Origin of the sequence: uncultured Tenacibaculum sp. (assembly GCF_947502995.1) — a bacterium.
In the GTDB taxonomy this organism is placed as follows: Bacteria; Bacteroidota; Bacteroidia; order Flavobacteriales; family Flavobacteriaceae; genus Polaribacter.
Window position 1 is genome coordinate 1 of record NZ_CANNBW010000025.1, and the last position, 26,810, is coordinate 26,810.

The window sequence follows — 26,810 nt, forward strand, 5'->3', positions numbered from 1 at the left end:
TGTAAAAGTTGCTGTATACTCTGTAGTTGCAATTGCTGCTCCTTTAGCAACAACTCGAATATCGTAATCTCCTGGAGCCTGATAAACATAACTTAATGACTCTCCAATGTTTGCCGTCGCTACTGGCTGACTTACTCCTGATTCTCCTGAATAAAACTCATACATAGTTGCATAATCTGCTGTAGCTGTAACATCAACTTGCTTTGAAATACTTGTACTATTTTCTATAGTAACCATTAAATTCTCTGGTGCTTTAAAAGAAACGACTAATTCTTGTGTTGCTTCTGATTTTTTTCCACTGATATTAAATGCTTCTATTTTTACCATGTAAGTTCCTTCTCCATAAGTACGATCTACACTCTGACCAATGGCTACATCTGCAAAATCGGTAGTACCATCTCCAAAATAAACTTTAAAACTGTTCGCTCCGTCTGCTGTTGGTGTAATAGTAACCAAACCTGAATTGTCTTGTGACAAAGAATAAGTGGCCGCAACATTAGTAGGAGTAACCAAACTATCTACAAAAGAAAGATCACGTTCTTCTTCTATACAACCTACTAAAACTAATAATCCTAATATGATATAATGTATTTTCTTCATAATCTTAATTGTGTTTAATATCCTGGGTTTTGACTCCAATTACCATTTGAAAACTGTATTTCTTCAATAGGAATAGGAAATAACTCGTTCTTATCCACAGTAAACCCGCTAATTAAGTTTCCATTTCCTGTTCTTACCAAATCAAAAAATCTATGCCCTTCACCAACTAACTCTAATCGTCTTTCATTATAAATTGCTTGAGTTAATGTGCTACCTGAATCAGAAATATCGTGATTCATGTCTCCAAAAGCTCTTCTACGAACCCTATTTAAATACTCTAAAGCTCTTGTATCACTAATACCTCCTCTATTTAATGCTTCAGCAGCCATTAGTAATACATCTGCGTAACGGATAGCCCTATAATTGTTAGGGTTTGTAAGATTTGCATCTCCCGTATTTAAATCCCCTTTTCTAGCGATGTATTTTCTATTGTAGAAACCAGTATGTTCGAAACCTTCCGAAAAAGTAGCTCCTGTACTAGCTGCCCAAGCATTTATATCTAAAATTGCAACATCTCTTCTGTTATCTCCTGTTTCAAATGCATCAAATACCTCTTGTACTGGTATATTAAAACTGAAACCAGAATCGAATGTAGGTCCATTATAATTTCTTATTCCATTAAATCCTACAGCTACATTACCTTCACTACATTGTAAACATCCAAATCCTGCACCTTCAACATCGGTATATTGAACTTCAAAAACAGATTCAATTCCGTTTTCACCACTATGTTCAAAAATGACATTGTAGTCTGTAACCAAACCAAAAGGTCCGTTATTTATTAAATCTTCTAATACATTAGTAGCTTGAGCAAATTTATCTTGATACAAATATGCTTTTCCTAGTAGAGCTTGAGCAGAACCTTTGTTAGCTCTTCCCACTTGTGGAGATGTATAAGACAAGTTAGCTATGGCAAATTGTAAATCTGCTTCAATAGCTGCGTAAACTTCAGCAACTGTAGATCTTGGAATATTTTTTTCATCTCCAACATTAAATCTTGCATCTCCTTTCATTGGAATTCCTCCGAACCATTTTACCAATTCAAAGTGATAATATGCTCTTAAAAATCTAGCTTCAGCAATGATGATATTCTTTCCTTCAAAATCTGTTTTATCTTTAAACTCTAGAATATAATTTGCTCTATTCACACCAGCAAACATCCAATTCCAGATATCTCGCAAATTACTATTTACTTCAGTGTGAATCATATCATCGATTTGTTGAAAACCTATAACATCCGTGGCACTTTCTCCTCCACAAAGTGTATTATCTGAGGCTATTTCACCTAACATCGCATTAACATAAGTTGCCTGTAACAAATCGTAGGCTCCAATTAACGCTCTGTAATAATCGTCTTCTGAATTAAAGAAATTTTCAGAATCGATACTAAACTCTTTTGTTTCATCTAGAAATTCATCTGAACATCCGTAAAATGAAGTTCCTAGTATTAAAATTAATATCGTAAATACTATTGACTTTATATATTTTTTCATTTTTCTATCGTTTTAAAAAGCTAAGTTTAATCCTAAAATATACTGACGTGAGACAGGGTAAACTCCTCCATCGATACCAGATCCGATTGGATTAAACTCTGTTGAACCTGCACTTGAGGCTGGATCGAAACCATTATAATTAGTAAACGTAAACAAGTTATTTACAGTCGTATATAATCTTACTCTGGAGAAACCAATATTATCTAAAAGTGTTTGTGGTAAGCTATATCCTATTTGAATATTTTGAATTCTTAAGAATGATGCATCTTCCACATAAAAGGAAGAAAATAAACTATTATTTGTTGCCCCTGTAGTAACTCTAGGTACTTCATTACTTGTACCTGGACCTCTCCAACGATCTAAGTATAATGCCAATCTGTTTACATTAGGTTGATTTCTTTCATAATTCCTAACCATGTCTTTATTTAATTCGGCATACATGTAACTTTTAAAATCCCAGTTTTTATACTTAAACCCTAAGTTTAATCCCATGATAAACTCAGCTTGAGGATTACCTATATTCGTTTTATCATCAAAATTTATTACTCCATCACCATTTACATCAACGAATTTTAAATCTCCAGGAACAGTATCAACTCCTAATAAACCTGCTTGAGAAGGAGAACTATTTATTTCTTCTACCGTTTGAAAAACTCCATCGGTTTGTAAGCCGTAAAAATAACCTATAGGTTGTCCTACTTCCATACGTGACGGTGCAGGTTGACCGACACCAAATGAACCTCCTTCTAAAAATACTCCACCATTTACAGCAGTAACTTCTCCATTAACTCTTGTTACATTGTAATTGATATCATATGAGAAGTCATCTCCAATTTGATCTTTATATTTTACTACAAACTCGAAACCTTTTACTCTTGAAGTACCTGCATTTACTGTTGGACCTCCAGAACCAGGAGCCGAAATCCCTGTTATTCCAGAAACTGGCAAATTAGCTATTAATAAATCATTTCGATCTTCTCTGAAGTAATCTCCAGATATTTCTAGTTTGTTATTTAAAAAAGTAACATCAAAACCAATATCTAATTTTTCACCTCTCTCCCATCTTGCCTCAGTATTTGGTAACCTTCCTACAGATACTCCGTTTACTAAAGCATCGTTAAGTACATATGTTGCTTCTCCATCTAATCGAGCTCTAAAAAGATTTCCTCCTGCATTGTTCCCTAAAAATCCATAACTAGCTCTTAGTTTTAAAAAGTTAATAAATTTTAAATCTTTCATAAACTCTTCTTCAGACACTTTCCAACCTCCAGTTACAGAAGGAAAATAATCTACTCTATTTTCAGGAGTAAAATCTGAAGCAGCATCTCTACGAATCATTCCAGAAATTAAATACTTTCCTTTAAAATCGTATTGTATTCTTGCGAAATATGATAATAATCGATTATCAAAAACAAAAGAACCATTTGTAAGTGCATCGCTTATCCCATCAGCTAAAGCAATATCTGCAAACTCCCACGCATTATTTGGCACATCAAATCCCGTTGCAAAAAGTCCATCTCCCCAGATTTTTTGCATGCTTGTACCTAGTGTTACGTCTACATTATGATCTTCATAAAAAGTTCTTTTGTAATTGATAAACGTCTCCCAGTTATAATTATTAGAATTTGTTCTAGATTGATCTACTTGACTTCGATCTCTGTTGAATACTTTACCTGATCCATAATTTACGATAGGTAAAAAAGTTTTTCCTTTATCACTATATGTTTTATAACCTATTCTTGAAGTGATTGTTACATCTGAAAAAGGTTTATATTCTAGTTTAAACATTCCCTCTAATCCAGATCCGAAATATTCATTGTAAGTATCTCTTATTTGAGACAAAGGATTAATTACTTCGTTTCCTAGAAAACCACTAGAATCTTCTTGATCTAATGCAAAAGTTGGTGCATAATTCAATGCATTGAATAACACAGAACCTAAACCATTTTCTGCAATAGCTTTTCTATCGAATGTAAAATAATTGGTCGTTGTTGATAGCTTTACTTTATCACTTAAATCAATTCCTAAAGTAAGTCTAATGTTATTTCTAATAAAATTAGATTTGTCGGGAGCTATAATACCATCCTGTTCTAATCGAGAAGCTCCTAAATAATAATTCATATTTTCTGCTCCTCCAGAAACGCTAATATTATGATTAGACATAAAAGCTGTTGTAAAAATTTGATCTTGCCAATCTGTATTATTTGTAATACTTGTTACATCTGGAAAAGGAATAGTTTGACCTGCTGCTGCATAACTTTCATTTAAAAGAAATGCATATTCAGTAGCATTTAAATAATTTAATCTTTTTGAAGTTTCTTGTATACCTGTATAACCATCGTAAGTAATTTTCATCTTTCCGTTTTTACGACCAGATTTTGTTGTTACTAAAATTACACCGTTAGCTCCTTGAATACCGTAAATTGCGGCCTGAGCATCTTTAAGAACAGTTACAGATTCAATATCACTTGGATTTAGGGTATTTAAATTTGCACCAGCCAATCCATCAATAACAACTAAAGGTCCATTTGAACTGTTTGAACTAATTCCACGAATTAAAATATTAAAATCTCCTCCTGGCGATCCCGAAGCTTGATTTACAGAAATTCCAGTAGAAGTTCCTTGAAGTGCTAAACTTGCATCTACAGGTTTTAATTCTTCTAAAACTTTAGATTCTACCAAGGAAACAGCCCCAGTAACATCTTTTTTAGATTTTTTTCCATATCCAATGATTACAACTTCTTCTAATTGTTGAGTATCTTCAACTAAAAATACATTGATAAGATTATTTTCAACTAGTATAGTTTGTGCAGCGTAGCCTAAAGAATTGAAAACTAAATATTCTCCTTTTTTTACACTTATTGTGTAGTTACCATCAAAATCGGTTTCTGTACCTTTTAATGTATCCTTAATTAATACACTTACCCCTGGTATTGGTTCACCTGTTTTTGAATCTGTTATCTTTCCTTTGACACTAATTTCTTGCGCATGTGATACAACTATAGCTATTGAAAATAATAGTGTAAGTAGTTTTCTCATATAAAGAGTTTTTGATTATATCATAAAATTAGCGGTAGATTTTTATTAAATCGCTAATAAACTCCAATACAAAAAACATACAATTCAAAAAAAAACTTTAAACCCAATAAAAATCAATAGTTTAAAGCTTTTAAAATTCTTAAAATATTATAATGTTGTGGTAATGTATAGCTGAATACTCTTATATGTTGTAGTGTGTTATATTTCTAAAATATAAGAGGTTAGGTTAACATTATGTTCTAAATTCATTTTTTTACGCAAACGGTATCGTTTTACCTCTACGCTTCTTGGAGAAATATTTAATAAAGGAGCGATTTCTTTAGACGATAAATTTAATCTTAAGTATGCGCATAATCGTAAATCGTTTGGTGTAAGATCTGGATGAATTTTTTTAATCTTATTGATAAAGTCTTTATCAGCATTATTAAACGCCTCTTCAAACATTTGCCAATCGTCTGAGTTATTTAAGTTTTTATCAATTATTTTAATTACACTCTTTAAACTTTTTTCATCTCCTTTTACAATCTCTTTTTTTAATGAGCTTAGTAATTCATTTCGCTTAATCATACTCATGGTAGAAATAGCTAATTCTCTACTCTTACTCTCAACATCTAACCTTAATTGATCATTTTTCACTTTCATAAGTTCCTTTTCATTTTCTAACGATCTTAACTGGAACTCTTGTTCTTGTTTCTTTAATAAATCTTCTCTCTGCTTTTTATAGTATTGTTTATATAATCGATCCATAAACACAGAAAACATAAATACAAATAATACATAACCTGCAATAGCCCAATTTGAAACATACCAAGCTCGATGAACTATAAATTTGTATTCTGGGATATTACTTACTAGTTCATCACCAATCTTTGCTCTAACTTTAAACGTATAGTTTCCAAAAGGTAAATTCTCGAAAAACGCATTATTTTTTAAACTCCAATTACTCCAATCGTCTGTATAACCTTCTAAAAAATATTGATATTTAACTGCTGCATCTTTAGATAAATATGGAACACTGTAATCGAACTCTAAACTATTGTGTTTTGAAGATAATTCAACAGTATCAGAATTTTTAACTTTCAAAAAAATAGGCTCTCCATTTACAGCATGATTTTTAATAGAATTGATTAATATTTGATAATCTTTCTTACTATCGTTTTTAAGATCTGTAATTAAATATCCATTTAAAGTTCCCAATAGATATTCTTCATTTCTAATTTTTTGAATGTTTTCATAACCAACAGCTCCTTTTCTCATGTTACTAGCAATACCTTTCCTAGTTATTATTGAATTAGAACTAAATTTATCTGGTCTTAGATAATTAATATTCTCTTTAGAAAAACTAAATAGTTTGTTTTCGTCTTCTTTATAAATTAGCAATCCTGATAGAAAATCATTTGGAGGAATTAATTCACTTAAAACATCGTCTTTAATAAACTTTTGTGCTTTATCTAAATATCTAAAAACTCCTCCTTTATAGGCGTAAATAATGTTATTCTGATACTTAATTAAACTCGAATGTATGCCTTTTGTTAAAGTACTATCGATTTTAAAACTTTCTACATTTTTAAACTTATCGTCTATTTTCAGTTTGTAAACACCTTTGTATTCGTGATTTACAAAAACAGTATTGTTGTGATGTATTTCAAAAAATTTACATGAATTATTAAACCCATTTACTTTATGAGAAAAAGTCCATTTTCCTTCTGACTTTTTTAGCACATAAAGTCCTTCATAATTTCCTTGAAGCAGCTTATTTTTTCCTATTTTTTTAATTCCCCAAGTTCCTTGTATATTACTTATTTTAACAACTTCATCTTTTTCTACGATATAAGTTCCAGAATTATGTCCACAGAATAATGTATTGTCTATTAAAGTTAAACTCCAAACCTGACCTTGTGTGTTTTTAATAAATTTAAAGTTATCTTCTGAAGGATATTTTTTCACAAATAATCCCTGATTAGTTCCTAAATACAAGAATCCATTATGATACATAGAAGTATAAACCGTACCTAATTTTCCTTCTAAATCCTTATATATTCTGAATGAAGATGTAATATCAATTTTATTTATTCCATTATCTAACCCTAACCAAACATCTCCTTTTTTGTCTTCAAAAGTGGATAAAACCGTATTATTAGAAAGCCCTTTATTTTGATTTAATGTATATATTAAATTTCCTGAAGCATCACAATACGCTATACCATTAGAAATTGTTCCAATAATAAAGTTTCCATTGCTAAATTGATGTGCACTGTAAACTGATTTTCCTTTAAGGTATTCTAAAAGATTTTTATTTAAACTGAAGCTTCCTTTTTTGGTGTAAAAACCATTATTTTGAGTTAAGTAAACTAATTCTTGATTCAATTTTAGCAAGAAAACAACGACATTATTTTTTACTTCTTCATCTGCAGAAACTAATTTAGCTATCCCTTTCTCTATTTTAAATACACCTTTACCAAATTCTTGAAAATAAATTGTGTCATCTACTTTAAACATTTTAGTAATAGATGATTCTGAATTTATTGTTTTAGTAATTTTAGTTTCTAGGTTATGTATATAAATTCTTTGAAGTGACTGAAAAATCATCCATCCGTCTAATTCAAAAATATTCCAGAATTGCTCGTCAGGAAGTAATTGTATATTATTATCTTTTACTAATGATTTATAATGTAAAATTCCAAATTCATCTTTTTGCCAATAACCAAAATCCATATAAAATCCTGTAAACACCTTATCACCTTCGGCTTTTACAGATCGCATTATAGTTTGATTTGGAGTTGGATATAAATTCCATTTTGCTCCATTAAATTCTAATAAACCTTTATTATTAGCTACATAAAGAAAACCATTTTCAGCTTGAGAAATAGACCAGTTTTGAGACTCTGCGTTGTAATCTTCAGGTAAAAAATGATTAATTAAAGGTAACTCCTGTGCTTGTAAGGATATAATTCCAAAAATGAATAAGAAGCAATAAAATCTTAAATGTATCAACTAAGAGAAATAGATATAAATTAGTATTACAATAATACAAATAAAAACACCAACATGCCTAGTATACTGCCATGGAGTAATATCTACTTGTTTAGATTCTTGTTGTTCATACGCTACTTTTTTAGGATAAAATCTACCTATCAACAACATTATTATTGTATTCAAAACAAATAATATAGCCATCACATGTAAGAAGTGAGGATATGCTTCTGCTTTAATAATTTCTTCATTAAAATTAAGTCCAGAATTTTTAGCTTTTTCAATTGCTGTATTAATAAAATTTGGTCGAAGTAAAAATTCACTAATTATATACAAAACAGATCCTGTTACTAAACCTATTTTTGCTCCAATGGCAGGTACTTTCTTTGTAACAAATCCAACAAAAATAATAGTTAAAATAGGAATACTATACACTCCATTCACTTGTTGTAAATAAGCAAATATGCTTTCTAAACTAGATAAAAAAGGCGCAATAAACATTGCAGCAATTGCTAATAAAATTCCAAATGTTTTTCCATATTTCACCACTTCTTTTTCGTTAGCTTCTGGTTTTATATGTTCTTTGTAAATATCAATTCCAAAAAGAGTTACAGAACTATTTAAAACACTATTAAAAGAACTTAAAATAGCTCCAAATAAAACTGCGGCAAAGAATCCTATAAATTCCTTAGGCAAAATTTTTCTAACTAAAGCTCCATAAGCTTCATCTGGAGCACCAACTTCTAACATACCTTGAGTGGACATATAGTAAGCAATAATTCCTGGTAAAACTACAATTAATGGTCCTAGAATCTTTATGAATGCTCCTAATAATAATCCTTTCTGACCTTCTTTTAAATTTTTTGCTCCTAATGCTCTTTGAATGATTTGCTGATTGGTTCCCCAATAGAAAAGTTGTACTAACATCATTCCTGTAAAGATTGTAGCAAACGGAACAGATGCTGAAGAATCTCCTATGGAATTAAAATGATTTGGTATTTTATTTTGAAGTATTTCAATTCCATTTACTAAACTATTATTTCCGATATATAATAAGCCAAACAAAGGAATTAAAATTCCTCCTATTAATAATCCTATCGCATTTATTGAATCTGAAACAGCAACAGCTTTTAAACCTCCAAAAACGGCATAAATAGACCCGATAATTCCAATAGACCATACGCAAATCCATAATGTAACTTCTTTAGAAACACCCAATAATGTAGGAATATCAAACATTCCGCTAATTGCTAAAGAACCTGAATATAAAATAGTAGGCAATAAAACAATTGCATATCCACTTAAAAATAAAACAGAAGTTAAAGTTTTAGTTGAAGTATCAAAACGTTCTGCTAAGAATTGAGGAATAGTGATTAACCCGCTTTTCAAATAACGTGGTAGTAAGAAAAAAGCTGTTACTACCATTGCTATTGCTGCTAAAGTTTCCCAAGCCATCACTAGAATCCCTTCAGTAAAAGCTGCTCCATTTAAACCTACAATTTGTTCTGTAGATAAATTAGTAAGTAATAAAGATCCGGCTATAACACCAGCAGTTAAACTTCTCCCACCTAAAAAATAGCCTTCAGAGGTACCTTCATTTGTTTTTCTAGTTGCACTCCATGAAATAACAGCAACAAGTACTGTGAATCCTATAAATGATAATATTCCTAACATAAATTTGGTTATTTGATTCTACAATTTAAGATTATTTCTATTGATATAGGTAAGAAACTTACGTTGTATAGTTGTTGTATGGGTAAATAGTTATATAATCCTATTATTTACATTTTTTTTCTTTCAGATACTCAAAAAGTGAAGAACATTTTTCTTGATAATAATACAATTTAGAACTATTGAAATTATGACTTTTTTAAAAAAGCACAGGGATAATCTTTAATACCAAAATAAACTCATAATCACGTATTTTTTTATTCATTTTTACGTATAAAATTAAGTGTTTATACGTAGTTTTATATTCAAAATCAATGATTATGAAACATATTATTGTTGTAGGTAACGGAATGGTTGGTTATAAATTTTGTGAGAAATTTATTCAAAAACCCAATGCTAAAAATTATAAAATTACTGTATTTGGTGAAGAACCTAGGCCTGCTTATGATCGAGTACATTTAAGCGAATTCTTTGAAAACAAAGATGCTAAAGCTTTAGAAATGGCTCCAATTAAATGGTATAGCAATAATAATATTGATTTAATAACTAATACCAGAGTGAATAGTATTGATAAAGTTGCTAAAACCATAGAAACGATTCATGGAAATGAGTTTTCTTATGACTATTTAGTTTTAGCAACTGGTTCTTCTCCTTTTGTTCCTAATATAGAAGGTGTTGAAAAAGATGGAGTTTTTGTTTACAGAACTATTGAAGATTTAGAAGATACGTTACAATATGCTAGCATTATTCAAGCTGGTAGAAAAGAAAAAATTAAAGCAGCTGTTCTGGGTGGAGGACTCTTAGGCTTAGAAGCAGCAAAAGCTGTAAAGGATATGGGGTTTGAACCTCATGTTGTAGAGTTTGCTCCAAAATTAATGCCTAGACAGTTAGATAAACGTAGTAGTAATGTTTTACAAGAAAAAATAGAATCATTAGGAATAACAGTTCATTTATCTAAAATTACTAGTAAAATATTAGGTAAATCTTCCATTACAGGAATGGAATTTGGAGAAAATGATCGTTTAGAGGTAGAAATGCTAATTGTTTCTGCTGGAATTCGCCCCAGAGACGAACTCGCTAAAACTTGCGATTTAAAAATCGGAACTAGAGGCGGAGTATGGGTAAATCATAAAATGCAAACTTCAGATGAAAACATTTATGCTATTGGTGAATGTGCTTTGTTCAACAATATGATATATGGTTTAGTTGCACCAGGTTATGATATGGCCGAAATTGCTGTTCATCAAATTTTAGGAGAAAATGAAATTGTGATGCAAGATAAAATAGATATGTCTACCAAATTAAAACTTATTGGTGTTGATGTAGCTAGTTATGGAGAACCATTTATGCCTGTAGAAAAAGGACACTCAATTATTTTTGAAGATAAAACCAAAGGAATTTACAAAAGAATTAATGTAAGTCACGATAAGAAAAAATTATTAGGAGGAATTCTAATTGGAGATGTAAGCGATTATAATATGTTACATCAGATTTACTTGAATAGTATGGCTATTCCAGAAGATCCTTCTCAATTAATTTTACCTGCTAGTGATGGTAAAGCAGCTTTTGGAGATGTTATGGATTTACCTAATGAAGCTCAAATTTGTTCTTGTGAAAGTGTAACTAAAGTACAAATTTGTGAAATTATTGAAAATGGACAAGCTTCAGATTTGGCAGATGTCGTAAGTTGTACTAAAGCAGGTACAGGTTGCGGTGGTTGTAAACCTATGGTTAGCGATTTAACCAATGCTACTTTAAAATCTTTAGGAATTGAAGTAAAAAACTCTATTTGTGAGCATTTTGATTTAAATAGACAAGATCTTTACAAAATCATTCAAGTAAAAGGATACAAAACATTTAATGAAGTATTAGATAATCATGGAAATGGTGGGCATGGTTGTGAATTATGTAAACCTCTTGTAGCTTCTTTAATGGCTAGTATTAATGCAGATACTGCTAACGAAGAATATGCTATTCAAGATTCTAATGATCGTTTTATGGCTAATATTCAAAGAAATGGAACATATTCTGTTGTACCAAGAGTTCCTGGTGGAGAAATTACACCCGATAAATTAATAGCCTTAGGTCAAATTGCAAAAAAATATGATTTGTATACTAAAATCACTGGTGGTGTTCGTGTTGACTTATTTGGTGCTACGTTGAATCAACTTCCTTTGATTTGGAAAGACCTAATTAATCATGGTTTTGAAAGCGGACATGCATATGGTAAATCACTTAGAACCGTAAAAACATGTGTTGGATCTACTTGGTGTCGCTATGGAATGGATGAAAGTGTAAGTTTTGGAATTGAACTTGAAAATCGTTATCGCGGAATTCGAGCTCCTCATAAAATTAAAGGTGGTGTTTCTGGATGTATTCGTGAATGTGCTGAAGCTCGTGGAAAAGACTTTGGTTTAATAGCTGTTGAAGGTGGATGGAATTTATATCTAGGTGGAAATGGAGGCGCAAACCCTCGTCATGCTGAATTATTTGCCGAACAAATTGATAATGAAACTGTAATTAAATATTTAGATCGCTATTTAATGTTCTACATGCGTACAGCAAAACCTTTACAACGAACTGCTGCATGGCAAGAAAGATTAGAAGGAGGACTAGAATATTTAAAAGAAGTTATTATTGATGATAAACTAGGAATAGTTGAAAATTTAGAACAAGAAATGCAAACCCTTGTGAACAGATATAAATGTGAATGGACACAAGCTGTTAATGATCCAGAAATGATGAAACGTTTTAATCATTTTGTAAATAGTAAAGAAGAAGACGATAACCTTGTTTTTGTGCCAATGCGAGAACAAAAAATGCCTGAACCATGGAGTTAATTAGTACACAAAGTGAAACAAAGAATATGGAAGAAATTCTTGATAAATATAAAACTACCCAACTAGAGAATGTAACATTTTGGTTTAAAGCTGCATCTATTCACGATTTTCCTAAAGACGGTGGTGCATGTGTAAAATATAAAGACAAACAAATTGCTGTTTTCAATTTCACTAGATTAAATAAATGGTATGCTTGTCAAAATGTTTGTCCACATAAAATGGAAATGGTTTTGTCTCGTGGTATGATAGGAGATCAAAAAGGAATTCCGAAAGTAGCTTGTCCATTACATAAAAAAACTTTCTCATTGGAAAATGGCGAAAACTTAAATAGTGATTTAGATGCAATCGCTACCTATCCAGTAAAAATAGAAGAAGAAAATGTGTATATTGGTTTTTCAGATTAATTAACTATTCATGAAACCAACTCGTTTTGAAACTGCTTTGGCTTTAATTGACAAAAAAAATGCTGAAGATCCTAATCATTACATTGTAAATAACATTAACTTTCCTAAGGAGTTATTGTATTCACAACGTATGACGAGGCAATTGCTACAATTTAATCCTAATGCATCTAGAGCATTACAAATAGCTGCAAGAGCACAACATATTTGTCGTTGGAAAATTCCACGAAACGAATATCCAATGGATCGAATAGGCTATTTAAAATGGCGAGAAGAATTAAAAAGATCGCATGCTACAATAACTGCTGAAATACTTGCTGAAGTTGGTTATAACGATGACTTTATTAAAAGAGTTCGTTTTCTTATTTTAAAAAAGCAACTTAAAAAGAATGAAGAAGCTCAAGCATTAGAAGATGTTATTTGTTTGGTATTTCTAGATTTTTATTTTGAAGAATTTGCTGAAAAGCATAATGATGAAAAAGTAATTGACATTCTACAAAAAACACTAATAAAAATGTCTGACAAAGGAAAAGAAGAAGCTCTAAAAATTAAGTTTTCAGACAAAAGTTTAGCATTAGTTAAAAAAGCATTAAACTAGAAAATTTCAGAATAGATACATGCCTAAGCATAGTAATTCATTAGATCAAAGAACCTTTGAAAAGCTTAGCCGACTATATATAATAGCCCTAAGTACAATTGCTATTTCTGTAATTGTAAGTCAATTTTTAATTCGTAAACATTTAAAAAATCAACAGAGTGATTCTAGAGTTATTAATATAGCTGGTAGACAACGTATGTTAAGTCAGAAGTTAACCAAAGAATCACTTGCTTTAGCTTCGGAAAAAGATAGTTCAAAAAAACTAGTAATTACGAATCGATTAAAACTAACATTATCACTTTGGAAATCATCTCATTTAGCACTTCAAATTGGTAATGATTCTTTAGGATTACCTGGAAATAACAGTAATATTGTTTCCAGACAGTTTGCTAAAATTAATCCAATCTTTGATGTAATTAATAATGCTACAACCTCAGTAATAGATCAAATTGAAAAACAACCTCAATCCTCTGCTCAAGATTACGAAGAATTTCTTCAAACTATAAAAAATAATGAAAGTTCATTTTTAACAAAGATGGATGAAATTGTAAATCAGTATGATATTGAAGCTAATGAAAAAATAAATTGGTTACGTAGATTAGAATTACTTTTAATGGTTACTACATTAATAATTCTTTTAGGAGAATTCTTATTTATTTTTTGGCCAACTGCTAAATCTATACGTACTACACTAGCTGAATTGTTATCTGCTGAAAAACTTGCTAAAAAAATGGCTTTTGATGCAGATGAACTTAGTTTGGCAAAAGAAAAATCTGTAAAAGAATTAAAAGCTTTAAGTAGAGCAATGGATGAAACTTTACTTTCTGCTCGCATTTTACCCGATGGAAGTATTGTTCATATCGGAAATCGTTTCTCTAGACTTTTTAAATATTCTCAGTTCAATGAAGATTACTTTTGGAATATGTTATCTCCTATTGAAAATGAGCGAAATAATATTGAAGAACTTATTTTAAAAAATAAAAAGACAGGATGGCAAGGAGAAGTAAAAGCTTCTACAAAAGATGATGAAGATATTTGGTTAGAAATGGCTATCATTCCATATAATCCAACAAACGAAAAATCAGAATTATTAATTATAGCTTCTAATATTACAGAAAAGAAAACTGCTCAATTAGAAATCGATTACTTGAAACAAAAAGGTTTTGAAGAAAAAATGAATCAGCAGAAAGTGATTTCTAAAAAAATTATAGAAAATCAAGAAAAAGAACAAAGTAGAATTGCCAAAGATGTTCATGATGGAATTGGACAAATGTTAACTGGATTAAAATTTAACCTAGAAAGTGTAAATCCTGAAAATATAGAAAAAACCAAAGAGAAAATTCATCAACTTAAATCACAAACTAGTGACATTATAAAAGGTGTAAGAACTGCTACTTTCAATTTAATGCCTTCTGAATTATCTGATCATGGATTAGTTCCTGCCCTAACTAAACTTACTAAAGAATTAAGCAGGTTAACTGGTAAGAACATAATTTTCTTCAATAAAACAAGTTTTGATTTTCGATTAGATACATTAACTGAAATTAATATTTACCGAATTACTCAAGAAGCTATTAATAATGCAATTAAATATGCAGATTCTTCGCATATTTTATTATCTATTTCACATAGTGAAAGTATTCTTAGTGTAGTTATTGATGATAACGGCAAAGGATTTAATGCTAACAAACCTATGAGTAAAAATGGTGGAATGGGATTAACTTTTATGAAAGAGCGAATTAAATATATAAATGGTCGATTATTTATTAATTCAGAAGAAGATAAAGGAACCCGTGTTACTTTAAATATTCCTTTAGATCAGTCTTAAACCATACATTAATTTGATATCTAAATTAAAAGGTAATACCATTCATTTTTAAAACAATTCACTACTTAGCAACACTTTACTCTAGCGAAAGCAAAAAAAAATTCTTATTTTTAAGGTAATTAACCTATTAAATCAATTATCATGATTAACCACTACTCGTCGTTAAGTATGAGGGGGAAACTATTGCCCATACTTAACCAAAAGATGGTACTCCTAATTATCTTATCATTATGTTTTAATTTCCAATCTTTAATTGCGCAAAAAATGGAACGAATACCTGGTACACAGGTCATTTGCCCAGCTAAATTCGAAGACATGCATTCTAGAATGGGAATAAAACAAGCTTCTGCAGAACAAAGGTCTATTATTCAAAGAAATGCAACTGCTGAAATTATTGTAACCTACGGACCAGGTGCTCAAGCGAATCCAGAAGCTAGAGCTGCTTTCGATTTTGCTTTAGCTATTTGGTCTGAAGAAATAGTTTCTTCCGTACCTATTCGTATTTCTGCAGAATTTGCAAACTTAGGCCCAGGAGTACTTGCTTCAGCAGGACCGACAACATTAGTTCGTAATTTCCCTGGAGCACCTCAACAAGATGTTTTTTATCCTATAGCATTAGCAAACTCTTTAGCTGGAGAAGATTTAGCTCCGGATACTGAGTTTGATTTAGTTGTAAATTTAGGGAATGGAATTCCTTGGTATTTCGGTACTGATGGAAATACACCTGCAGGTCTATTCGACTTTGTCTCTGTTGCTCTTCATGAAGCCGGACATGGTTTAGGTTTTATTGATGGCGGTAATGTTTCTGGAGGTGTTGGAAATATTAATAATGGAGGTGATCCTTTTGTTTTTGACACATTTGTTGTTGATGGAAACAACAACTCAGTATTAGATTTACCTAATCCTTCTGTAGATCTTGGTGTTTTTTATACTAGTGGAGACGTTTTTGTTAACGGTGAATTTGCTGTAGCTGCAAATAATGGAACTAATCCTGAATTATTTGCACCAAATCCTTTCCAAGGAGGATCGAGTATAGCACATTGGGATGAAGCAACTTTTCCTGCAGGCGATTCTAATTCACTAATGACTCCACAAATTGGTAGTGCTGAATCTAATTTTGATATTGGAGATATTACTCGTGGATTTTTCAGAGACATGGGATGGGTTTTAGCAGAACAAGCTCCAATCACTATTGTTCCTAATCAGATTAATAACGAACTAAATGTCGGTGAAACTGTAAATGAAGAAATAAGTTTAACTAACACTTCAGAAAGCCCTGTTAATATCACTGTAAATGCTAGTTCAAACGCTCTTTTAATAAACTCTATCAGTAATTCTACCTTTACCATACCTGCTGGAGAAACAACAACCTTTACAGTAGAACTTAGTACAGTTGATGTTAATAAAGGAATTTATGAAGAAAGTATTGAAATTTCTATAGAGGGTTTTGAAGAAATTGTTAGTATTCCTGTAAACATTAGAGTAATAGATGGAACTGAATCTCCTGTACTTGTTGTAAATCCTACATCGTTTAATGAAACACTACAGCAATTACAAATAGTAACAAGAGATTTAGTTATTCAAAATACTGGTGATGACGTTTTAACCTATAACATTACCATTAATGATAGCCCTTTAAACACAGTAAATACAAGAAGTGCAAAAACTAATGATTTCATTATTAAAAATGGATTTAAAACAGAGGCTATAGTTAATAATTTCGCTGCTATTCAAAATCCTAACACACAATTACTAACATTAAATAATACATTTAATCGACTAGTAACAAATTTATTCGCTGCTGATTTCGAAGATTATACTATTGGTGATTTAAATGGTCAGTTTGGTTGGCAAACTTCTCCAAATACTTGGGAAGTAACCTCTGCTAATCCTGCATCAGGCACTAATGCTATTCAACTACAAGCTAATGGTTCTGCAACAAGAGCTTTAGCATTTACTCCTTCTATCACTGCCGGTTCTGAACCTTTTATGGTAGCTTCAGCAGATATCAATATTCAAGGTAGTGGTGTTACATGGGAATTTATTCCACAATCTAACACTGCTGAATTAGTAAACACTAGAGTACGTTTTAATCCAGACAACACTATTGATATTTTTGATTCAGATATCGGAAACTTCACTCGAATAGAAAAAACTACACCTAGCGGTTATTTTAACATTCGAATTGTAATTGATAGAGATGATGCTGCATTAACTATTTTCTTTGATGATGAACTAATTTATAGTGGAAGAGCTGCTGCAAGTCAAATAGAACAAATTGTTTTACTTTCTGAAATGGAAACAGCAACATCTACTATGGATATTGATAATATTGAAATTATTGACGGAGATTCAGATGCATTCTTCTTATCAGTTTCTCCTGTGAATGGTTCTGTTGATTTTGGATCTGAAACTACATTAGCAGTAAAATTTGACACTAGAGCTTTAGAAGCTGGAGAATATAGCGCTACTATAAATATTTCTAGCAACGATCCTAGAAATGCTAACATTGATATCCCTGTAGCATTAACAGTGGTCTCTCCTCCTACTATTGCTGTAAACCCTACTAGTTTATCAACAGCTATCAATGTTCAAACAGATAATCCTGCTACAAAAACAGAGGTTTTTACAATTACAAATACCGGACAGGCGAATTTAGATTTCACTTCTATTGTTAGTAATATTACATTTACTCCTCCATCAAATTCTAATACAATACTAGGTTCCTTAGACTTATCAAAATACGGAGTTTCTAACAATGTAAACCATGAATTAAAAAGAGCTTCTACGTCTGGAAATAACTTATCTTCTTTAAAAAAGAAAGCTTTAAAAAATAGTGCTCCTATAATAGATTCAATAGCTTATGATGCAGGAATTAATTTCCCTGACGATTTTGTAGGATTTAATGATGGTACTGCTTTAACTACGGCTGTTAAATTTGATGTTGATAGAAATTTCACATTAACTGCTATTCGTAATGGATACAGAACTGAACTTTCTGCAGATCCAATAATTCTTGAAATTTACCAAGGAGGAACAACACCAGCAGATGGAACACTTTTGCTTTCTCAAACTATTATAAAAACTAGTGCCGATGGAGTTTTTGATATCGAAACACTTAATCAAGCTTTTAATTTTTCTAATGGAGATTCATTCTGGGTTGTTCATAAATACCCTCAAGATATTAATTTCCCACAAGGTGTAAATGATGGCGCTCCTGTAAGACCAAATACTTATTTTATAAGTGATGATGGTGGTGCTACTTTTTCTACTGTCGATTTTGTTTTCTTAACAAGAGCTTTAAATACACAAACAAATAATAGTATAACTTTAAATCCTTCTGAAGGATCAATTGCTCCTGGAGCTTCTATTGATGTTTCTGTCACTTTTGATGCTACTGATTTATCAAATGGTAATTATGCATCAGATATTTTAATTTCAAGTAATGATCCTGTAAATCCAACAACAACTGTTACTACTAGTTTAGATGTATCTGGTCAAACTTCTTTTATTGAATTATCAGATGAATTCATTTTATTTAATAATGTATTTATTGGAAATGATTCTGAAAGAATAATTACACTTAGTAATTCTGGACTTTCACAAATAAACGTTTCATCAATTTCATCCGATAATGTTGCTTTTTCTGTAACACCTAGCAGTACAACTATTGCTGCAGGAGAAAGTATCGATGTTACTGTAAAATTCACTCCTAATATCACTGGAAATATTAATGGAATCATTACGATAGATAGTGATGCTTCAAATACTAGTTCTTTACAAATTATCGTTAATGGAGTTGGTGTAGAACCTCCAATTGCCGTTTTAGATCCTGCTAACGTTTCAGAAACTGTAGATTCAGGAAATACAGTAGACACACAAATTGCTTTAAAAAATGAAGGTAAAGCTCCTTTGTTCTTCTCTTTCCCAGATCTTGCTGTAGCTGCTGCTTTAGCAAAACCTGACGTAAAATTAAACGATACTAAAATTTTAAACTTTAACAACTTTAGTAATCAAAAAGGAGCTAAAGATAATAGAGTTGGATCTAAAGTTCTGTTTAGTCTTGGTACTGATAATGGTTTTGGATATAACTGGATTGACAGTGATGAAAATGGGGGACCTATTTATAATTTTGTTGATATATCTGGAACTGGAACAGAAATCACTACCGATTTAGGTGGAGATGGAAGTTTAGGTATTCCTTTACAGTTTCCTTTTGAATTCTATGGTAATACCTACACTAACGCAACTGTAAACGCAAATGGTTTTATCTCTTTTGATGAATCTTCAACACTTACATTCGTTAATAGTCAAATTCCAGTAGATAATGGCGTAAATAACATGATTGCTGGTTTATGGGATGATTTAGAACCTCAGAACTTTAATGGAGCTGTTCATTATCAAACAATAGATGATGCATTTATAGTACAATGGACAAATGCTTCTGTATTTTTAGGTTCAGAAAATGAAACTGTTACTTTCCAAATCGTTTTACATTCAGATGGAAATATAGATATTTTTTATGAAGATGTAGAAACTGCTTCTTTCTTAAATTCTGCAACTGTTGGTATAGAAAATGCAGACGGAACAGACGGCGCACAAGTTGTCTTCAATTCAGATTATATTAAAAATAGATTAGCATTACGTTTTGTTAAACCTGATGTAGCTTTAACTCCATTTATTTCAAATATAACTCCGATTTCTGGTGTTGTACCTGCTGGTGGCTCTAGAAATTTTACCGTAACTTCAGATGCTACCAATTTAAATGATGGTGTTTATTTTGATGAACTAGTAGTATCTAGTAATTCTCCTGATACTTCCACAAGTACTTCTCTTATAGAATTAACCGTTAAAGGTTTTCCGAGAATTGAAGTACCTAGAGATTCAATTACTTTTGAGCCTATTTTTGTTGGTTTAGAAAGTAGTACAACTTTCTTAATTGAAAACACAGGAAGTAAAACATTAGAATACAATTTAAGTAATCAAAATTCAGATTTTACTATAACTGCAACCAATACTTCAATTATACCAGGCGCTAGTCAATCTGTTACAGTAAACTTTGCCCCAACTTCAGTGGGTAACATAACAGATAATCTTTTAATCACAAGTAATGATGCTTTTGGTAATCAATCTATAACAATTCCTTTATCAGGTATTGGTGTTGATCCTCCTGTTATCAATGTTACACCAGAAGAATTTGATTTAACATTAAAAAGAGAAAAAACGACTACAGAAATTGTTACAATAGAAAATACTGGAGGAAATACATTAAATTATTCATTAGTAAAAACTCCATTTTCTACTAATCTTACAAATAGTACACGAACTGTAGGATATAGTAAAATTGAATATGAAGAACAGATCATTACAAAAGAACAAACTGATAACAGAATTGGTCCTAAATTTTTAAATGCTAGTGGCGGTCCTGGAACATTCGGTTATATATGGGCTGATAATAATAGCGGTGGACCTGCTTATAATTTCATAGATATTAGTAGTACAGGAACTCAGGCTAATGTTGGTGCAGATGGTGATGAAACAGTTAATTTACCTTTTACATTTAACTTCTTTGGTGAAGATCAAAATAATGTAATTATTGCTGCAAACGGGTTTTTAAGTTTTAGTCCTATTACTGCTACTTTTGGTGCATTTTTAAATCAACAAATACCTTCTACAGAAAATCCCAATTTCTTAATTGCTGGTTTATGGGATGATTTAGAACCTCAAGATGGCGACGGTGTTTTTTATCAGGCTTTTGAAGATTATTTTATTGTTCAGTATGAAAATGTTCCTGGATTTGGTTCGTCTCCAATAAAAACTCCTGTTACTTTTCAAATTATATTATTTAAAGACGGATCTATTAAAATGCAATATAAAAATGTTGATTCTGAAATTAGTACGAGTTCAACAGTTGGTTTAGAAGGTCCAAACGGAGAAAGTGGATTACAAGTAATTTTTAATACTGAGTTTTTAACTAATGAATTAGCTATTACGTTTACTCCTCCAATAATGGGTAGTGTAGCGCCTGGTACTTCTACTGAAGTACCTGTAGCTTTTTCTGCTGAAGGATTAGAAGCAAATACTACTTATAATTCAAATATAATTATTAGCAGTAATGATCCTACAAATTCGGAAGTAACTGTTCCAGTAACATTAAATGTTCTTGACTCTCCTGAAATTGTAAGTTTTACGCTTATAGATGCAACTACTAATACTGAAATTGGAATTATAAATGATGGTGATATCATCGATCTTAACGATTATAATGGTTTCAATAATTTCAGTATTATTGCTAACAAAGGAACATTAGATATCGCTAGTGTTGTATTTGATTTTAACGAAGAAACTTCATTCAATACAGAAAACAGAGCTCCTTTTTCTTTAAGAGGTGATTTTAACGGAACATATTTTAGAGGCGTAGCTTTTAATTTAGGAACAAATACTATAACCGCTACACCATTTGAAGAAAGAAACGGTGAAGGAGATTCTGGAATTCCACTTACAATTAATTTTGAAGTAATAGACTCTAATCCTCCAACGGTTACAGATTTCATATTAATAAACGCAACTAATAATTCTATTATTGGTCCTCTAAATGAAGGTGACACTATTGATCTTGCTGATTTTAGAAGGAATAATTTTTCAGTAGTTGCAAATACTTCTGGCTCTAGAGTTGAAAGTGTTATTTTCGATTTCAACGATCGTACTAATTTTAATACAGAAAGCAATGTTCCGTATTCATTAAATGGAGATCTTACTTTCAGAAGAACAAATTATTTCGGAGTACCATTTAGTATAGGAACTCAAACTATTACAGCAACACCATACCGTAACAATAATGGACAAGGCGATAATGGAACTCCTGTGACAATAACTTTTGAAGTAATTGATAGTGATGCACCTGTAGTTACTAGTTTAACATTAATAGATGCAGTTACCAATCAATTATTAGGTACTTTAAATGAAGGTGATACTATTAATGTTGCAAACTTTGGTGCTAATCGTTTCTCAGTTTTAGCAAATACTGAAGGAGCTGATACTAGAAGTGTTGTATTTGGATTTAACAATCGTGATAGGTTTAATGTAGAAAATTTTGCTCCTTATAGTTTAAAAGGAGATTTTGCAGGAAACTTCAAGGGTATAAAATTCCCTTTAGGAACAAATACGATTACTGCAACTCCTTATAAGAGAATATTTGGTAAAGGAAAACCTGGATCTGGTATTTCAGTTACTTTTACTGTTATAGACGACAATTCATCTACTGATCAAATGGTTAATGGTCAAATTTCCCCTAACCCAGTTGAAGATATAGCTACTGTTACTTTAAAAGAGAATAATAATTTTAAAGATATTGCTAATATGGATTTAAAAGCTTCTATACATACATTGTCTGGGTTTACCATGAAACAACCTGTTCTTTTCTCTTTAAATGAACAAAGAAAAGGTCAAGTTAATGTAGGAAGTTTACCTGCTGGAATTTATATTTTAAGAGTTACAGATACAAATGATCAAATCATTTCAAGAATCAAATTGATTAAGAAATAATTTTTTTCGTTTAATATCTTAAAAGGTCATCTAAGTTTAGATGACCTTTTTCTTTTCTATATTTTATTATTTAGGATTTTCACTACGTATTTATCTAAGCATAATATATAGTTTCTAAGTATATTTGTTTATAAATTAATAGATCTATGGAAATTATTAATGTTGTTTTAGTAGACGATCATGTTTTAGTTCGAGACGGAATTAGAGCATTATTAGAAGATCAAAATGATATTAAAGTAATAAACGAAGCTTCTAATGGAAAAGATGCTTTACAGATTATAGAAAGTATTACTACTCCTATTGTTTTAATTATTGACATTCGCATGCCTGAAATGACAGGAATAGAGTTAGTAACTATTTTAAAAGAAAAACACGCTGAAAAAGATATTAAAACGTTGGTTCTTTCTATGCATGATTCTGAGGAGTATGTTGTACAATCTATTCAAGCAGGAGCAGATGGTTATTTGTTAAAAGGTTCTAGTAAAGAAGAATTCTTAAAAGCTTTACATAAAATTGCTTCTGGAGATAAGTATTTTACAGGTGATGTTTCAGATATTATCATGAATAATTTTGTGAATGGAAAAACAACTCAGAAACCTAATACAACTTCAAAAAAATCTGAAAATCCTTTTAAATTAACTAAAAGAGAAACACAAATACTTCAGCTAGTCCTACAGTTAAAAAACAATAAAGATATTGGAGAAGAACTTAAAATTAGTAAGAGAACTGTTGAAGTACATCGTTTTAATCTGATGAAAAAACTCAATGTAAAAAATATCATGGAGCTAAATCAGAAAGCAAATGAATACAACCTTATATAAATAAAAAAGGCTGCCCTTTCGGGCAACCTATATCCATTTTAATAATTAGGATTGGGATAAGGATTTATTGTCTACTTACTTACTTTCTTTCCTTTATTGTTAATCTAACTAAGATCCACACTGACCTAAGTTATTCCATCCACCAGATACTCTTTCATATAAAGACCCTTGGAATGTTACTCTTGATCCAACACTGTAACTTCTTCCGCTTACATAAGCTGATACACCGTCACAAATGTCTGCACTTTGAGAACCACATTGACCTAAGTTATTCCATCCGCCAGATACTCTTTCGTATAAAGAACCTTGGAAAGTTACTCTAGATCCAATGCTGTAGCTTCTTCCACTTACATAAGCTGATACACCTGCACAAATATCTCCACCACCAGTTGAAGCAGGGTACATTTGATTAATTCCTTGAATATCTCCAGCAGATAAACCATTTCTTTGGATAGTATAACTAGAACCATCTTTCTTTTCAATAGTTGGTTGACCGTTCTTAGAGAAGAATGTTGGTCCGTACATCATAATAGATCCAAAATCTAAAGTTGAAGTATACTCATCTCCATCATTACCTTGTTGTACATAAGTTTGGAAATTAAATGAACGACCATCTACAATATTTTCGAAGTTGATATTTACATAAGTATCTCTATCTTTTCTACTTTGCTCATGCCATAAACCTACTGCATGTCCAATTTCGTGAATAGTGTTACCTGTTGTACAACCTGTAGCTAAGTTGATATCTTGACGACCTCCTCTTCTACCTACGAAAGAAGAACATCCTGAACCAGTTCTGAAATAGATATAATCTGATTGGTTTGTTCTTTGAACAAATCTTAAAGCTGTATTTCTTTCCCAGTGAGCAATCGCATCTGTTACACGGCTTTTGTTAGCTAAAGATGATTCTACCGAATAATATACTGTATTATTTCTCCATCTTCCTCCTGTTCTACCAACTGATCTTCCTAAAACTTCTATTGGAGAAGGTTCCCCAACTTCAGCTGGAGTTTCAGTTAATTGGTTCGCATCAAAAAGAATATCTCCATCTAATACATATACATCGTTTACTTTTTCTACGTTTACTTTACTTGTTCCGTAGTACATAGTTTGCACTCTTCCACTTAATGCTGGAAATGCTTCTTCAGGGCTAATTGTTGTTGCTTCTGGTGGAATTACTTCATTTAAATCATTCGAATCTTCACTTTGACACGAAAAGATTAATAAAGAACTAGCCAGAGCTAAAAATGGGAGTTTAAAGTTTTTCATAATGAAAGGGTTATTTTTAATTGGTTTTATAATAACTTCTTTAACAATTATCAGCTTTAATCGTTAAAAAAAAATAATTCACTTACATAATGCGCTAAATTGTTAATTATTGTTTAAAAAATAAAAGAAATAACATCTGTTAGATTTTAATAAAAAAACAACACAAAAAGAATAAAAATCAAAACAAACACCTGAAAACCAGTTTTTTATTGTTTTATTTTTAAAAGTTAAATTCTATTTTTTAAAGTAAAATTTATGTTAAACAAATATTCTATTTTAAATAATCTTTAATTAAAACATCTTTTATTATGAATCTTATAAACAAAAAAAAGAGACTACTCTTTTTAATGAGTAATCTCTCCTTAATCCAAAACATATAAATCAAATTATTTATCTAAATAATTGTTGACTTCTAAAAGTTAATTTTTAAATCTTACTATTTAGTTCCATTTAAAAACTTTGGCTTAAGTACTAACATAGCCCAAGCCCAATTCTGAGTTCCTGCAACATCTGCTTCAGCAACACCTTTTAATTCATACATACCATCACTTTCAAACATGTGAGAATATCCTGCTACAATTGCAAAACCTTTAAACTTTCTTTTGTAAACTAAATCTACTTCTGTTCCTAAAGATTTTTCTCCACTTGCTAATTCTTGCTCTCCTCTAAAATTTAAAATCTTAACCATAAGACTTGCTTTATCATCTAATTTAAAATTAGCACTTGCATGAATATCGAATAATCCAATAGAATTTGCATGATTACCTACGTAGAAATAATCCATAAAACCATTGAATTTATGATTCGTTCCGTACAATGGAAAAAATGCTGCAGTATCATCTGTTCTTCCGCTAATAATTTCTAATCCTGCTCCTACTCCAATTTTTGGTGATGCTTTGTAGTTCACATCTAATCCAAGTAAATAAGCTCCACTAACCTCAACATCGCCTTGTCTTTCTCCTGTTTGTAAATACGCATTTGCAGCTACACTGAACTTATTTTTCTTATACTTTAAGTGAGTACCAAAAGTTTGCAAATTATTGTTTCCTTCTTGAGGTTGAAAAACACCACCTACAGTAGCTCCTTTTTGAAACCCATTATTCATTAACAATACACTCCCTGAGAAATCTGTCCATGATTTATGTACGTGTAACATTTGCATTGTTTTATAGGTGAAAAAACCGGTGGTTGTAAATGCTGTACCTTCTGATTGAAACCCTCCTGGAGTTGTGTTATCTTGATTAAACGCTAAAGCAAAGTCTGCTTTAAATGTTCCTTTTTTATACTTTAATAAACCAGCATCGTGATTTCTTCCTTGCTGAGCCCAATCTAAACCACCTAAAATTCTTTGATCGTCATAAGAAAGAACTTGTCTACCTAACTTTGTAGAAAAACCTCCGCCTAGATTAATTTCTGCCCATGCTTGAAAAATAGCAAATGAATTATTAGCATCGTTAGGTAAAATTTGTCTGTTTTCTCCCCAAACAAAAACATCCTGTAAACTAAGATAAAATTTATACGCATCTGTTTTATATCCAGCATTTAATCTAGCTCTTGTTGCTACTCCTAAGCCAGGATCAGAATTTTCGGTTATTAATGTTCCAAATCCGTTACGAAACTCTAAACGTGGTCTAAACTCTCCATCTAAAGTAAACTGTGCGTTTACAAATTGACTAAAAGTTGTAAATACTATACCTAATAATAATAGTTTGCTTCTCATACTTTTTCAGTT

At 31.0% G+C, this 26,810-nt stretch carries 12 protein-coding genes and 1 pseudogene; 6 read left to right on the top strand and 7 right to left on the bottom strand.

Annotated elements, in window-relative coordinates:
• The 5 genes and pseudogenes from Q1A46_RS17855 to Q1A46_RS17875 form a co-directional block, all read right to left on the bottom strand.
• Nucleotides 1–600, bottom strand: a pseudogene (locus Q1A46_RS17855) (hypothetical protein); the annotation flags it as partial.
• A gap of 14 nt (nt 601–614) precedes the next feature.
• The gene (locus Q1A46_RS17860; RefSeq protein WP_299682169.1) at nt 615–2,093 is read right to left on the bottom strand and encodes a RagB/SusD family nutrient uptake outer membrane protein; all 1,479 of its coding nucleotides are present in this window, start codon (nt 2,091–2,093) and stop codon (nt 615–617) included.
• 12 nt (nt 2,094–2,105) lie between these two features.
• On the bottom strand, nt 2,106–5,132 hold the full coding sequence (locus Q1A46_RS17865) for a TonB-dependent receptor (protein WP_299682173.1): 3,027 nt from the start codon (nt 5,130–5,132) through the stop codon (nt 2,106–2,108).
• 198 nt (nt 5,133–5,330) lie between these two features.
• The gene (locus Q1A46_RS17870; RefSeq protein ID WP_299682175.1) at nt 5,331–8,126 is read right to left on the bottom strand and encodes a triple tyrosine motif-containing protein; all 2,796 of its coding nucleotides are present in this window, start codon (nt 8,124–8,126) and stop codon (nt 5,331–5,333) included.
• Nucleotides 8,127–9,779: a solute:sodium symporter family transporter gene (locus Q1A46_RS17875; protein ID WP_299682176.1), complete on the bottom strand. Its 1,653-nt coding sequence runs from the start codon at nt 9,777–9,779 to the stop codon at nt 8,127–8,129.
• Nucleotides 9,780–10,096: 317 nt separating this feature from the next.
• On the opposite strand from Q1A46_RS17875, the gene nirB reads away from it, so the two are divergent.
• The 6 genes from nirB to Q1A46_RS17905 all read left to right on the top strand — a co-directional run bounded on the left by nirB (nt 10,097) and on the right by Q1A46_RS17905 (nt 23,809).
• Nucleotides 10,097–12,616, top strand: a complete 2,520-nt coding sequence (gene nirB / locus Q1A46_RS17880; protein ID WP_299682177.1) for a nitrite reductase large subunit NirB — start codon at nt 10,097–10,099, stop codon at nt 12,614–12,616.
• 26 nt (nt 12,617–12,642) lie between these two features.
• The gene (nirD, locus tag Q1A46_RS17885; protein WP_299682327.1) at nt 12,643–13,020 is read left to right on the top strand and encodes a nitrite reductase small subunit NirD; all 378 of its coding nucleotides are present in this window, start codon (nt 12,643–12,645) and stop codon (nt 13,018–13,020) included.
• Nucleotides 13,021–13,030: 10 nt separating this feature from the next.
• Nucleotides 13,031–13,615, top strand: coding sequence for a DUF4202 domain-containing protein (locus tag Q1A46_RS17890; protein WP_299682180.1), 585 nt, complete (start codon nt 13,031–13,033; stop codon nt 13,613–13,615).
• A gap of 19 nt (nt 13,616–13,634) precedes the next feature.
• Nucleotides 13,635–15,443 (top strand): ATP-binding protein, encoded by a 1,809-nt coding sequence (locus Q1A46_RS17895; protein WP_299682183.1) that lies wholly within the window; start codon nt 13,635–13,637, stop codon nt 15,441–15,443.
• Nucleotides 15,444–15,707: 264 nt separating this feature from the next.
• Nucleotides 15,708–22,988, top strand: a complete 7,281-nt coding sequence (locus Q1A46_RS17900) for a choice-of-anchor D domain-containing protein (RefSeq protein ID WP_299682186.1) — start codon at nt 15,708–15,710, stop codon at nt 22,986–22,988.
• 146 nt (nt 22,989–23,134) lie between these two features.
• A complete protein-coding gene (locus tag Q1A46_RS17905; RefSeq protein ID WP_299682189.1) occupies nt 23,135–23,809 on the top strand; it encodes a response regulator transcription factor in 675 nt (224 codons plus the stop codon).
• Nucleotides 23,810–23,917: 108 nt separating this feature from the next.
• Here Q1A46_RS17905 and Q1A46_RS17910 read toward each other — a convergent pair whose 3' ends face one another.
• Both Q1A46_RS17910 and Q1A46_RS17915 read right to left on the bottom strand, forming a co-directional pair.
• The gene (locus Q1A46_RS17910) at nt 23,918–25,078 is read right to left on the bottom strand and encodes a M12 family metallopeptidase (protein ID WP_299682192.1); all 1,161 of its coding nucleotides are present in this window, start codon (nt 25,076–25,078) and stop codon (nt 23,918–23,920) included.
• A 436-nt stretch (nt 25,079–25,514) separates the two neighbouring features.
• Nucleotides 25,515–26,798 (bottom strand): alginate export family protein, encoded by a 1,284-nt coding sequence (locus tag Q1A46_RS17915; RefSeq protein ID WP_299682195.1) that lies wholly within the window; start codon nt 26,796–26,798, stop codon nt 25,515–25,517.
• Between the last annotated feature and the right edge of the window lie 12 nt (nt 26,799–26,810).